Origin of the sequence: Amycolatopsis heterodermiae (assembly GCF_034929455.1) — a bacterium.
GTDB lineage: Bacteria > Actinomycetota > Actinomycetes > Mycobacteriales > Pseudonocardiaceae > Amycolatopsis > Amycolatopsis heterodermiae.
Window position 1 is genome coordinate 619,419 of sequence record NZ_JAYFSI010000003.1, and the last position, 13,410, is coordinate 632,828.

The window sequence follows — 13,410 nt, forward strand, 5'->3', positions numbered from 1 at the left end:
ATGACCGAAGCCCTGCTCGACATCGCCGAGGTCGCCGAACGCGCCGGGCTGGCGCCCTCGGCGTTGCGGTTCTACGAGAAGCGCGGGCTGGTCGAACCGGCGGGCCGCAACGGCCTGCGGCGCACCTACCACCCGGACGTCCTGCGGCGGCTCGACCTCGTCGCCTGCGCCCGCGGGGCCGGGTTCACGATCGCCGAGATCGCCCGGTTCCTGGTGGCGACCCCGAGCGACGCGGCGCTGCGCGAGCGGATGGCGTCGAAGGCGGACGAGCTCGACGGCGCCATCGACCGCCTCACGCGGATGCGCGACAGCCTGCGGCACGCGGCGCACTGCGACCACGTGCCGCTGGTCGACTGCCCCGACTTCAAGGTGACGATCGGCTGAGCCGATTCAATAGGGACAGCGTGGGAAAGGCGTGGTCCTGCCAGATCAGGCGGGAAGCCTCCTCCGGGTAGGCGGTGACCGCCGGCGAGGTGTCGAAGAGCTGCGTGAGGCGCCGGGTGGTGTCGTACGCGGGCCAGCCGGGGTCGCCGTGGGTGGCGAACGCCGTCCACGCCGCGCGCATCCGGGCCGACAGCACTTCCGCTTCGGCGGTGTCCTGCCCGATCAGCGCAGCGGGCTGACCCCGGTCCAGGTTGCCGAAGACCAGCGGCACGTCGAGGCCGTGGCAAGCACCGAACCCGCCACCCATCCCCGGTGCGGGCCAGGTCAGCTCGTAGAAGTGGGTGCGCCCGCCGGCCGCGACGTGCGCCTCGGCGAGGTGCAGGCTCGGCATCCGGAACAGCCAGTCCGAGTGGACCAGCTCGTACAGCCGGTCCGGGCTCGCGTCCGGGAAGGCTTCCCGGTACCGGCGCGCGCCGTCCGGGCCGGGCGCGAACACCTCCAGAGCAGTCGCCGCCTGCTCCGGCGTCACCTGGCCGAGGATGCCTTCGAGCGCGGTGAACAGGCGCTGTTCGTCGCGGGTGTGGCCGGCGAGGAGTTCGACGTCCCGGCCGGCGAGAGCCTGCCAGGGCGTGCCCGGCAGGACGTCGCCGTCGACGACGGGCGCGAACGGGATCGACCGGTGCGCGGCCTGGCCCCAGTCGTCCGTCCGCCCGCCGATCCCCGCGGTGACGGCGTCCCCGGCGGCGGCCAGCAGGGCCGGGTCGACGTCGGACAGGTCGGCCACCGCAGGACGCAGCCCCAGCTCGGCGGCGCAGGCAGCGGCGATGTCGGCGGCGAGTTCCGGGGAGAAGAACGTGCCCGGCACGCTCTGCGCGATGGCCCGGCGGAAGAGCCCGGCCGCCCGTGGCATCGCCAGCAGGGCCGCGACCGAGCCGCCGCCCGCCGACTCGCCGAAGACGGTCACGCGGCTGGGGTCGCCGCCGAAGGCCTGGATGTTGTCGTGCACCCACCGCAGCGCGGCGACCTGGTCGAGCAGGCCACGGTTGGCCGGCGCCCCTTCGAGCTGTGCGAAACCCTCGATACCGACGCGGTAGTTGAAGGTGACCACGACGACCCCGCCGTCGCGCGCGAGGCGGGCGCCGTCGTACTCCGGAAGGCTGGCCGTGCCGATTCCGTAGGCACCGCCCTGGATCCACACCATGACCGGCAGCCCGGCGGCGGGACCGGGTTCGGGCGACCAGACGTTGACCGTCAGCCAGTCGTCGCCCGGTGCGTCCTGCGCGAGTTCGTCCATGCCGAACGCCCCGGCCTGCGGGGGCGGCGGGCCGTACGACACGGCCTCCCGCACGCCGTCCCAGCTCCGCACCGGTTGTGGTGCGGCGAACCGTAAGGGTCCGACCGGCGGCTCGGCGAACGGGATGCCCCGGAAGACCGCGAGACCGGCTTCCCTGCTGCCGCGCAGGGTTCCGGCCGGCGTGCGGACCTCGGGGCGGGACGTGACAGCGGTCATCGCAGGGATGGTCCTCGCTCGACCGGAACCCGCGCCAGCGATTTACCGCCGGGCCAGCTTCGACGGCCACCAGATGCGGCGGCCGACGTCCACGGTGAGGGCCGGGACCAGCAGCGAGCGCACGAGGAACGTGTCCAGCAGCACGCCGAACGCGACGATGAAGGCGATCTGGGCGAGGAACAGGATCGGGATCACCGACAGCGCCGAGAACGTCGCGGCCAGGACGACGCCGGCCGACGTGATCACCCCGCCGGTCAACGACAACCCGCGCAAGGTGCCGTCGCGGGTGCCACGGGTCAGCGCTTCTTCCCGTACGCGCGTCATCAGGAAGATGTTGTAGTCGATCCCCAGCGCCACCAGGAACACGAACCCGAACAACGGCACCACCGGGTCCGCGCCCGGGAAGCCGAAGATGTGGTTGAACACCAGCGCGGACACGCCCATGGTCGCGGCGAACGACAGCACCACCGTCGCGATCAGCAGCAGCGGCGCGAGCAGGGACCGCAGCAGCAGGGCCAGCACGAGGAAGATCACCAGCAGCACGATCGGGATGATCAGCTCCCGGTCGCGCACCGACGTCTGCTGCGTGTCCAGCTGGATCGCCGTCGGGCCGCCGACCTTCGCGGCCGCACCGGGCACCGCGTGGACGGCGTCACGCAGCCGGCCGACGGTCGCCACCGCGGCTTCGGAGTCCGCCGGATCGTTCAGCACGGACAGGATCTGCACCCGGCCGCCCACGACCTTGGGTTTCCCGTCGGGACCGGGCAACGGGAGCGACTGGGCCACACCGTCCACTTGGGACGCCGCCAGCACGGCCGGCAGCGCGCCGGCGTCGGCGATGGTGATCGCGGGCGCGCCGAGGCCGCCGGGGAAGTGCCGGCCGAGGACGTCCTGCCCGGTCCCGGACTCGACCTGGGTGAGGAAGACGTCCGACTGGGCGGTGCCGGACGCCTTGAGCTGCGGCAGGAACGCGACGCCGATGCCGAGCACGAGCGCCGTCACCACCCAGACCGCGCGCGGCCGCCGGCCGACCAGGCCGGCCACCCGGCCCCAGATCCCGGCCGTCTCCGGGTGCGGCGAGCCGAGCGCGGGCTTGAACGGCCAGAACGCGCCACGGCCGCAGAGCGCGAGCACGGCGGGCAGGAACGTGGTGGACGCGAGCAGGGCGGCGCCGATGCCGATCGCCGCGACCGGGCCGAGGCCCTTGTTCGAGTTGAGGTCGCTGAACAGCAGGCACAGCACGCCGAGCACGACGGTGCCCGCCGACGCGGCGATCGGCTCGAGCGTGGCGCGCCAGGCGATCTTCAGCGCGTCGAACCGGCTCGGCGTGTCCCTCAGCTGCTCGCGGAACCGCGCGACCGTCAGCAGGGCGTAGTCGGTTGCCGCGCCGAACACGAGGATCGAGAGGATGCCCTGGCTCTGGCCGTTGAGCGCGAGGACGTCGTTCTTGGCCAGCAGGTAGACGACGAGGCTGGCGAGCCCGAGCGCGAACACCGCCGAGAGCAGCACCAGGAACGGCAGCAGCGGGCTGCGGTAGACCACGATGAGGATCAGGGCGACCACGCCCCCGGCGACGAGCAGCAGGATGCCGTCGATCCCGCCGAACGCCTTGACCAGGTCGGCGATCTGCCCGGCCGGGCCGGTGACCAGCACCGTCAGGCCGTCCGGCGCGCCGGTGAGCCGGGCCCGGACCTCTTTGACGACGTCGGCGGGGTTGCCGTCGGCGAGGATCGGCACGGCCAGCTGCACGGCCTGGTCGTCGCGCGGGGCGTTCTGGGGCTTCCCCAGCGGCCCCACGACGCCTTGCACGGTGCCCAGCTCCTGAGCCTTGGCCTCGAGGAACCGGCGGTCTTCGCTGGTCAGGCCGCTCGTGCGCTCGGCGACGACGGTGGCGGGCAGCACCTGGCGCGGCGTGAACGCCTTCTGCTCGTCGGACACCTCGGTGGCTTCGGCCGAGGACGGCAGGAAGGCGGCGTTGTCGTTCTTCGCGACTTCGCTGAGCTTCCCGGCGAACGGCCCGCCGAACCCGCCGATCGCGAGCCAGGCGATCACCAGGAGGGCCGGGATCAGCCAGCGAAGACGGCGTGGGGCGGTCTCGTTCATGGTCGCTAAAGTCCCTTCGAGCGCGAACACGCCCAATTGTTCAGCAGGCTGAACATTCTGCACGACGGCACGGAGTGACGGTGAGCACAGCCCCCGAACCGGACCTGAGCACGTGGCCGACCGGCCGGCTCCTGGCCGTGGCCGCGCGGCTCGTCGAGCAGCGCTGGGTCGCCGTGCTCGCCGGACTGGACCTCACCCACGCGGGCCTGATCGCGCTGCACACCCTGCGCGGCGGGCCGCTCCCCCAGCGGACGCTGGCCCAGCGCTGCCAGGTGACCGACCAGACGATGAGCCGCACCCTCGGCCGGCTCACCAAGGCCGGTTTCGTCACCCGCACGCCGGACCCGGCCGACGGCCGCCGTCACGTCACGCGGATGACCGCGAGCGGCCGTGCGGTGCTCGACCGCGCGGTGCGCGCCGAACGCGAGGACCCGGGCCTGCTCGGTGGCCTCGGGGACGACGACGCCTTCCGCGCGCGGCTGCTCTCATTGATCGATGGTCTGTCGGCGGGCGGTTGAGACCGCGCGCGGCTGGGTAGCTCTTCAGGCATGTGGATCGCGGTGAGCACCCCAGTGGCCCTGTTGATCGCAACCGTGCTGATGGAGCGGTTCGAGCGACGATGCACCCTCGTGCCCACCGCGGAAACCGAACGACCACCGGCGGCCAACTGACCGTTTTCCCTTGCGGCCTGGCACTTTCCCTGCGGAAGTGCCAGGCCTTACCTGTGCGCGCCGTTCACCCTTTCGAGTGATCCACACCTCGCCGAGAACCGCGGAGCCCGCCCTCGCTGTCTTACGGGACAGATCCGGTGGACGCCGGGTCGAGGGAGGAGATCACCATGCGCACCACCACGAAGCCGCAGCGCACCCTGCCCGGCCTGGCCCTTGCGGCCGGGCTGGTCACGGCCACCAGCATCGGGATCGCCGGCGGGGCGTCGGCCGATCCGGGAACCACGGAGGGGAAATCCATGACCGAAGCACAGCAGCAGCCGCCGAAGGGGGCGCGCGCCACCGTGCAGGTGAGCCCGAACCCCACCACCCGGCGCGGCGAAGAGGTGACCATCACCGGGAACTGCGGGGGCGGCACCGGCCTGAAGTCCGTGATCGGGGGCTTCCCCGAGCACCCGGTGCTGGAGAACGTCCGGATCGTCAAGTCCGGGCCGGACGAATTCGAGGCCAAGGCCACGCTTTCCGAACGGATCGGGAACGGCGTCGGACCCGTTTTCGTCGACTGCGGCGGCGAAGCGGGAGTGACCCTGCTGGTCACCCACGTCTGAACCGGCGAAAAGCCCGCTCACCGGCACCCGGGTGCCGGTGAGCGGGCCACCCCGAATACGCCTCAGCAGTTCTTCCAGGCGAAGTGGTAAACCGTGTCGACACTCGCGTGTTCGGAGTCCATTTCGATGAAAGTGGACCCCGTGGACGTTCCGGCGTCCGCCCGCAGTTCCGCGTTGATGTTGAGGTTGCGGTCCTCACCGCACGGCGCGAACACCAGCGCGGCGACGTCGGTGGTGTCGGTCGCGTGCCACTGGCCGTGGAAGGGGCCGGGGAAGGTGTGGCGCACCCGCGCGGTCGGTGACGTCCCGGCGAAGTAGTAGTTCGCCTGCTCCAGCGCGCTCGCCCCGCTCTCGATGTGCGCGAACCCGCGGTAGTCCACCTCCGCGATCGCGTACGTGAACCCTTGCGGCACATGCACGAGCACGTTGATCTGGCAGTTCTTCCTGGCGTCGAGAGCGGAGGCGCCGCCGCCGGCCTTGGCGGTGAAGTTCGAGTACCGCACCGTGAAGGAGGTGTTGTCGGAGGCGACGTCCGCCGACGCGGTCGCCGTGCCGGCCGGGCAGCCCGAGCCGTTGATGGTCTTGATGTCGAGCGTGATCTTTTCGGTCGGCGCCGGATTCACCGACGAATCGGCGGGTGCGGCGAGCAGGGACAGAATTGTTACGGCGACGACCGACATACCGAGCATGACGCTCCTCCAAATGGGCCACGATGCCTTGTGATCACGATGATCGCTCGCGGAAGGGATCGTAGCGCGACCGCAAACTGTTCGAGGGCCACTGAACGGAGTAACACGGCCGATGACAGTACGGGAAATGGATTTCCCGTATTATCACGGAGTAATAGTTGATTATTCGAAGAATCGGTGCGTTCTACTGGACTGGACCAGTATTGCGCCGGAGCGAATACGGCGGTGTCGCGGACGCGAGCAACGTTTCGGCGTCCAGTGTCACGGCCCCGCTCCCCCGCTCCCCGAACCGCCGCGCCACCAGCGCGCCCGGCTCGTCGACGCGGTCTGCCCGCCCGGACAGGAAGGCCCACTCGTGCTCGTCGGACCCGAAGTACAGCACGGTTCCGAACACCTCGCGGAACCGCCGCCACGACGCGAGCAGCGTTTCGTTGCGCCACAACGTCGGGCAGCCCGCCTGGCAGGTCACCACCCCGCCGGGCGCCAGCAGCCGCGCGCAGCGTCCGAGGAAGTCCTTGCCGTACAGGCGGTTGTGCTGCGCCTCGGCGTCGTCGTTCTCGTCCGGCAGGTCGATCACGACGACGTCGTAGGTGTCACCGCGCTCTTCGGCGGCGGCAAGGAACGCCCAGCCGTCCTCATAGGACAGCCGGACCGGCCCGTCACCGCGCTCGGCTTCGGCGAGGGCGGCCGGCGTGTAGCCGTAGGGCAGGTGCTCGGCGCAGGCGCGCACGGCCTGTTCGTCGATGTCGACGTGGTCGACGACCTCGGCACCCGCGTCCAGGGCCAATTCGCAGACGACGCCTTCGCTCGAGCCGATCACGAGCACCCGGCGCACGTGGTCGGCGAGCAGGAGCGCCGGGACCATCAGCGCCTCGTGGTACACCAGCTGGCTCGCCTCGGTGCTCTGGCGCTCGCCGTCGCAGAACAGGGAAACGCCCTGCGCGGTGCGCCCGATCAGCACGTCCTGGTAGGCCGTGCGGGCGCGGAACAGGACGTCTTCGACCTCCCACACGCGGGTGAGGCCGGGGCCGAGCGGTTCGTGGATCGCGGTCATCAGGGTTCTCCCCGGCGCAGGACGGACAGGTGGACCGATGCGGCGTCCAGCGCCTTGGCCAGCAGCCGCACCGCGTGCTCGGGATCGGCGCGCTCGCCGCAGGTGAACACGTCGGCGAACAGCGACCCGTGCTCGGGGTACGTGTGCACCGAGGCGTGGGATTCGGCAAGCAGCGCGATCACGGTGGCGCCCTGCGGCGCGAAGCTCTTGGCCACGACGTCGACGACCGTCGCGCCCGCCTCGGTCACCGCCGCGCGCAGCAGCTCCCCCAGCTTCGGGGCGTCGTCGAGCAGGCCCGGGTCGACGCCGTGCAGCTCGGCCAGGACGTGCCGCCCGGTGAACCGGCCGATTTCAGGCATCTCCCCACCTCCCCAGGCAGTAGGTGCGCAGCGGCTCGATCCCGTTGAACTCGACCGAGGCGTAGGACGCCGTGTAGGCGCCGGTCCCGGGCAGGTCGAGCCGGTCGCCGGCGCGCAGCGACAGCGGCAGCTCGTACGGCGTCCGCTGGTAGAGCACGTCGTCGCCGTCACAGGTCGGCCCGGCGAGCACCACCGGCCCGGCAGGCCCGTCGTGCGGCTCGACCGGCTCGACCCGGTAGGTGATCGCCTCGTTCTCGGCCTCGGCGAGCCCGTTGTACCGGCCGACGTCGAGGTACACCCAGCGCCGCTCACCGCGGCGGGCGACCAGGACGACCTCGGTACGCAGCAGCCCGGCGTCGGCGACGAGCACCCGGCCCGGCTCGAGCAGCAGCTCGGGCCGCCCGTCGGGGAAGTGCGTGTCGAGAGCCGACTCGATCGTCGCCGCGTAGGCGTCCAGCGCCGGGACGTCGGTGCGGTGGGCCGTCGCAAAGCCGCCACCCAGGTTGAGCCGCGTCATCGGCACGCCCTGGGCCGCGGCCTCGGCGAACAGCTTGGCGGCCGTGGCGATCCCGATCTCCCACGCGGCGAGGTCAGGCTGCTGCGACCCGACGTGAAAGGCGATACCGGGCCGCAGCCCCACCCCGGCCGCGTGCAGCACGAGGTCGAGAGCCTCGGCCGGCTCGCAGCCGAACTTGCGGCCGAACGGCGTCACGGAGTCGGGCGCGTCGAGCACCACGCGGATCGACACCGCCGCGCCCGGCGCGTAGCGGGCCAGGTTGTCGACGTCGTCCACGGCGTCGGAGGTGAACTCGCGGACACCGCACTCGTGCGCGTAGGCGATGTCACGGGGTTTCTTGATCGGGTTGCCGTAGGCAAGGTCCACCGGGTCGGCGCCGCGCTCAAGGCACCGCGCAAGCTCGGCAGGCCCAGCGACGTCAAAGCCGATCCCGGCCGCCACGAGCGCATTAAGCACCGGCGGGGCGGGGTTGGCCTTGACCGCATACCGAATCAGCGCACCGGGAAACGCCGCACGGAACCCCGCCGCCCGCGCGGCCACAACGCCGGTGTCGACGACAAGGCACGGGGTAGGCGGATCCCGCTCATCGAGAAACCGGCGAACCCGGCTGAAGTCGGCGCACACAGCGCCAGTCTCGCAAACGACACCAGCCGAACCACCACAGGAGGCCCAGCGGTCGATCCCGCACCTCGGGCCGGCCACTTACCTCCTCGTGAACCCGCTGGGCGCGCACAGTACCTCACCGCGCCCTCAACCCAACCCCCACAGCCGGCCCAGCGATCCGTCCCCGGGCCCGGCCACTTCCTCCTCACTGACCCGCCAGCCACGCGCGCTCATCCGCACCTCCTCGCGCCCCCAAACCAACCGCCACAGGCGGCTCGGCCGTCCGCCGGACCTCGGGCCCGACCTCATCCACCCTCGGACCTGCCGGATACCCCCGCCCAACACCTCACCGCGCCCTCAAACGACCCGTCGCGGGCGGGCCCAGCGCTCGGTCACCGACCCCTCCACCTCATCGACCCGCCAGACACCTCGCCGGGGAGCGCTCGCCCGCTCAGCACCTCATCGCGCCCTCAGACGAAGCGCCACAGGTGGTCCGGGGTGCCGTTGTCGTCCCACTGGGTCACCTGTGCGCCGTCTGCGGTGGACTGCTGGTCCACCGCCATGACCTTGCCGCTGCGGACGTTGACGATCTTCGACCAGCCACCCCCCGCGTCGACGATTCGCCAGTTGTGGTCCGGGGTGCCGTTGTCCTGGTACTGCTGCACGTGCGCGCCGTTGTCGAGGCTCTGGTCGTGCACCGCGAGGATCTTGCCGCTGTTGCGGTTGACGATCCGGACCGTGCCGTCGCCGTTGTCGACCACTGCCCAGAGGTGGTCGGCGCTGCCGTTGTCCGACCACTGCGTGACCTCGGCGGTGTCGGCCAGGGACATGTTCGACACGGCGAGGACCTTGCCCGAGCGCTGGTTCTGGAGCTTGCGCCAGACCGTCGTCGACGCGGCCGGGCGGGTCAGCAGGGCCAGGTAGCCCCCGGCGACCGGGCGGGCCTGGAAGCCGCGCTGGGTGGCGTCGGCGACGACGTACCAGTCGGTGAACGGCACGCGCTGCGGCGTCGTGTTCGCGAAGCTGTAGACGCCCTCGACCAGGGTGTTCCGGATGTTCGGCTGGTCGGTGAGCCAGGCCGCCGTCCACAGCTCCCAGTCGGCCTTCGTGTAGTTGTTGCGCGGGTCGAGCAGCACGCCGTGGGCGGTCGCGCGGGCCTGGTACCAGGCCGCTTCCTGCGCCGCGACGCCGACCGGGACCAGGTCGAGGCCGAGCACGCGGTCGGCGAAGCCGTTGTACTTCAGGCTCCACGTGCCGGGCTGGTCGTAGGCGAGCTTCAGGTGCTGGTTGGACGTGTCCTGCGCGAGCGTCACCCACTGGCTGACGTAGCTGCGCGAGACCGACCGGTACCGCTGGGCGTCGGCGGTGTTGCCGGTGGCGCTCGCGATGACGCCCATCGCGCCGACGCCGATGATGCCCTTGAGCGCGAGGTTGGCGCTGTGCGCGATGAACCCGGTGAAGTCGTCGGTCTGGTTCTGGAAGCCCGGGTCGAGGGTGTTGCCGACGAGGTACTCGGCCCACTGCCGCAGGATCCGGTAGTGGGTGGTGGCGAACGCGCTCGCCTCCGCCGCCGGCAGCCGCTGCACCAGCGCGGCGGCCATGATCAGCATGTTGGCCGACTCCTCGACCGGCATGCTCTCCTCGTTGCCGTCGTTGTGCCCGGTCGCGTCCGGGTAGTGGGTGCCGACGTCGTGCTCGGCGAACTGCATCGGCCAGCCGCCGTGCTCGGGGTAGTCGAGCAGCGGCTCCAGGATGAGCCGCAGGTAGGACGGCGAAAGGTAGAGGTAGGCCGGGAACGCCGGGTACGTGACGTCCACTGTGGACATGTTGCCGCTGGAGGAGATCTCCTTGAGGAAGGCCCACGGCGAGCCGCCGCGGTCGACCAGTTCGGTGCCGCCGAACGCCTGGCGCAGGGCCAGCGCGCAGATCGCGGCGTAGTGCTCGCCGGTGGTGCCGCCACCGGCCGCGGCCACGGCGTCGTCGTGCAGGCGCTGGTCGATCGCGGTCGCGGCCGACAACGCGCTCGCGTAGTCGCCGGCGAACCACACGGCCATGTCCTGCCAGCTGCCCCAGTAGTGCGTCCACCAGGGCTTCAGCTCCGTGCCGAGGTAGCGCACCGCCGGCGTCCGGACGTGCCCGATGGACAGGGTGAACGGCGCCGACGTCCCGCCGGCGGCGATCGTCCCGAGGTTCCGGTTGAACGCCAGCACCGGCCAGCGGTCGCTGATCGCCCGCGGCTGGGCGGTGTCGCTCGTGTTGGGCAGCGTGCCCTGCCCTGCCGACGCGGCGCGCACGACGGTGTCCTGGCCGATCTGCCACGTCGTCCCGCTGGTCGGCGCCGCGACCACCAAGGAGCCCCAGCTGGCCTGTTCGCCGTTTTCCTGCAGCACGCCCGGGGTCGCCGGGGTGCAGCTCAGCAGCGTCTGGCCGCCGGACTGCTGCTGCGTCCAGGTGACCGGGGTCGCGGTGTCGCCGTGCACCCACTCGGCCGAGGTGTCGAAGTGCAGGTCGACGGCGTGCGCGCGGCCATCGGCGCTGGCGGCCTGGATGGTCACGTAGCCGAACGGCACGGACTGGCGTTGCAGGTTCGCCGGGTCGACCGGCGAGAAGAACGTGACGGTCAGGTTCACCCCGCCGCCGCTCAGGACGTAGGTCGAACGGGTGCCGGTGACCAGCAGGCTCACCTGGGTCATCGGGGTCAGGGCGGGCCCGGACGGGAGCGCGGGCGAGCCGGCGAAGACGTAGGCTGCGCCGTCGATGCGGGCCAGGCCGCACAGCGCGGTGACGTGCCCGGTCCAGAAGCTCGCCCAGGTGCCGGGCAGGTTGTCGGACGGCTGCCAGGTGGACAGGTAGGGCGAGCGGACGATCAGCGGCGTGGCGGGCGGCCGGATCGGGCTGAAGGTGCCCGCGGCCGCCGTGCCGGGCAGCCACAACGCGGCGGCGACGGCGGCGGCCGTGCCGCCGGCGAGCCGCAGGAGGTCGCGGCGGGTCAGGTGATCGCGTTCTCGGGAGGACATCGGTGGCCCCTTCCACGGCGTGCGACGAACAGCGCAGGGACACTTTTACATCGTTGATACAACGTTGTAAATCCGCCGATGGTCGGCCTGCCCGGTTGCGCCGGGTGCCGGACGGACCACGCTGCGCACCGGTCCGGTCGCCCTCACCTCGGGTGCTGACCTGGGTCGATCCGGGGTCCGGGTGCCGCGGTTCAGGCGCGGACAGCGGTCCCCGGACCCCGTGGGACAGGCCCGTGTCTGGCCGGTTCCTGTCCACTCCGGGCATGATCGGGAGCATGCCCAGCCGACCCGCCGATCTCGTCTTCACCGGCGGGCCGGTGCACACCGTCGACGCGGCCCGCAGCCGGGCCGGGTCCGTCGCGGTCACCGACGGCCGGATCAGCGCCGTCGGCGGCGATCCCCGCGGGTCGACCGGCCCGCGGACCGAGGTCGTCGACCTGCGCGGGCGGCTGCTGCTGCCCGGGTTCCAGGACGCGCACGTCCACGCCGTCGGCGCCGGGATCGAGCTCGGGCGCTGCGACCTCACCGACGTCACGACGGTCGCCGGCTGCCTCGACCGCGTCCGCTTCCACGCCGCCGCGCACCCGCGGCTCGAGTGGCTGACCGGCAGCGGCTGGTCGATGGAGACGTTCGCGGGCGGCCTCCCGGACCGCCGGCTGCTGGACTCCGTCGTCGCCGACCGGCCCGTCGTGCTCGTCAACCGCGACCACCACGGCGCCTGGCTGAACAGCCGGGCCCTCGACCGCGCCGGGATCACCGCCACCACCCCGGACCCGCCCGACGGCCGCATCGAGCGCGACGCCGGCGGCGTCCCCACCGGCGTCCTGCAGGAGGGCGCCATGGACCTGGTGACGCGGCTGCTGCCCGCGAGCACCGAAGCCGACGAGCTGACCGGGCTGCTGCGGGCGCAGCGGCTGCTGCACTCCTTCGGCGTCACCGCCTGGCAGGATCCGCTGCTCGGCGAGTACGGCGGGATGCCGGACCCGGCACGCGCGTACGCCGCGGCGACGGCGCGCGGGCTGCTGACCGCGCGCGTCACCGGCGCGCTCTGGTGGGACCGGGCCCGCGGCGCCGACCAGCTCGCCGACCTGCTGATGCGGCGGGAGTCCTTGCGCGGCAAAGGGGTTCACGCACGGAGCGTCAAGATCATGCAGGACGGCGTCGCGGAGAACCGGACGGCGGCGATGCTGCACCCGTACCTGTGCGGTGACCACAGTGGACTGAGCTTCGTGGATCCGGTCGCGCTGCGCGGGCACGTCACGATGCTCGACGCGCACGGGTTCCAGGTGCACTTCCACGCACTCGGCGACCGCGCGGTGCGGGAAGCACTCGACGCCGTCGAAGCCGCCCGCGCCGCGAACGGCTGGACCGACCACCGGCACCACCTCGCCCACCTGCAGGTCGTGCACCCCGCCGACGTCCCGCGGTTCCGGCGGCTCGGCGCAACCGCGACGATCCAGCCGCTGTGGGCGGTGCACGAGCCGCAGATGGACGAGCTGACCATCCCGTTCCTCGGCCCGGAACGGGCGGCGTGGCAGTACCCGTTCGGCGCCCTGCTGCGGTCCGGGGCCACGCTCGCCGCCGGGAGCGACTGGCCGGTGAGCAGCCCGGACCCGCTGCAGGGCATCCACGTGGCGGTCAACCGCGTCCCGTACGGCGAAGACGTGCCCGCGTTCTACCCGGACCAGCGGATCGACCTGGGCGCGGCGATCGCGGCGTACACGGCGGGCTCGGCCTACGTGAACCACCTGGACGACACCGGCACGATCCGGGTCGGCCACCACGCGGACCTGGTCGTGCTCGACCGGGACCCCTTCGACGGCCCCGTAAGCGAAATCGGGGCGGCGAAGGCGGCGATGACGTTCACCGGCGGCCGGTGCGTCCACGAGGCGTGAGGA

General features: G+C 72.0%; 11 protein-coding genes. 4 read left to right on the top strand and 7 right to left on the bottom strand.

What is annotated here, in order from left to right; all coding sequences use genetic code 11:
- On the top strand, window positions 1-384 hold the full coding sequence (locus VA596_RS18635; RefSeq protein WP_323328793.1) for a MerR family transcriptional regulator: 384 nt from the start codon (window positions 1-3) through the stop codon (window positions 382-384).
- On the opposite strand, the gene VA596_RS18640 is transcribed toward VA596_RS18635, so the two are convergent.
- Both VA596_RS18640 and VA596_RS18645 read right to left on the bottom strand, forming a co-directional pair.
- On the bottom strand, window positions 365-1,894 hold the full coding sequence (locus tag VA596_RS18640; RefSeq protein ID WP_323328795.1) for a carboxylesterase/lipase family protein: 1,530 nt from the start codon (window positions 1,892-1,894) through the stop codon (window positions 365-367). The genes VA596_RS18635 and VA596_RS18640 overlap by 20 nt on opposite strands.
- Before the next feature lie 42 nt (window positions 1,895-1,936).
- The gene (locus tag VA596_RS18645; RefSeq protein ID WP_323328797.1) at window positions 1,937-3,997 is read right to left on the bottom strand and encodes an MMPL family transporter; all 2,061 of its coding nucleotides are present in this window, start codon (window positions 3,995-3,997) and stop codon (window positions 1,937-1,939) included.
- Between the two features lie 74 nt (window positions 3,998-4,071).
- Between VA596_RS18645 and VA596_RS18650 the strand changes: the two genes are divergently transcribed.
- A complete protein-coding gene (locus tag VA596_RS18650) occupies window positions 4,072-4,515 on the top strand; it encodes a MarR family winged helix-turn-helix transcriptional regulator (RefSeq protein ID WP_323328799.1) in 444 nt (147 codons plus the stop codon).
- A gap of 320 nt (window positions 4,516-4,835) precedes the next feature.
- Window positions 4,836-5,273 (top strand): hypothetical protein, encoded by a 438-nt coding sequence (locus VA596_RS18655; RefSeq protein WP_323328800.1) that lies wholly within the window; start codon window positions 4,836-4,838, stop codon window positions 5,271-5,273.
- 62 nt (window positions 5,274-5,335) lie between these two features.
- On the opposite strand, the gene VA596_RS18660 is transcribed toward VA596_RS18655, so the two are convergent.
- The 5 genes from VA596_RS18660 to VA596_RS18680 all read right to left on the bottom strand — a co-directional run bounded on the left by VA596_RS18660 (window position 5,336) and on the right by VA596_RS18680 (window position 11,512).
- A complete protein-coding gene (locus tag VA596_RS18660) occupies window positions 5,336-5,962 on the bottom strand; it encodes a DUF4360 domain-containing protein (RefSeq protein ID WP_323328802.1) in 627 nt (208 codons plus the stop codon).
- 184 nt (window positions 5,963-6,146) lie between these two features.
- Window positions 6,147-7,016: a spermidine synthase gene (locus VA596_RS18665; RefSeq protein ID WP_323328804.1), complete on the bottom strand. Its 870-nt coding sequence runs from the start codon at window positions 7,014-7,016 to the stop codon at window positions 6,147-6,149.
- Window positions 7,016-7,375, bottom strand: a complete 360-nt coding sequence (gene speD / locus VA596_RS18670; protein WP_323328806.1) for an adenosylmethionine decarboxylase — start codon at window positions 7,373-7,375, stop codon at window positions 7,016-7,018. The genes VA596_RS18665 and speD overlap by 1 nt, the downstream gene beginning before the upstream one ends.
- Complete coding sequence (locus tag VA596_RS18675; protein ID WP_323328808.1) at window positions 7,368-8,516, bottom strand: type III PLP-dependent enzyme; 1,149 nt, start codon at window positions 8,514-8,516, stop codon at window positions 7,368-7,370. The genes speD and VA596_RS18675 overlap by 8 nt, the downstream gene beginning before the upstream one ends.
- Before the next feature lie 449 nt (window positions 8,517-8,965).
- Window positions 8,966-11,512 (bottom strand): glutaminase domain-containing protein, encoded by a 2,547-nt coding sequence (locus VA596_RS18680; protein WP_323328809.1) that lies wholly within the window; start codon window positions 11,510-11,512, stop codon window positions 8,966-8,968.
- A 275-nt stretch (window positions 11,513-11,787) separates the two neighbouring features.
- Between VA596_RS18680 and VA596_RS18685 the strand changes: the two genes are divergently transcribed.
- The gene (locus VA596_RS18685) at window positions 11,788-13,407 is read left to right on the top strand and encodes an amidohydrolase (RefSeq protein WP_323328811.1); all 1,620 of its coding nucleotides are present in this window, start codon (window positions 11,788-11,790) and stop codon (window positions 13,405-13,407) included.
- The last annotated feature ends 3 nt before the right edge of the window (window positions 13,408-13,410 follow it).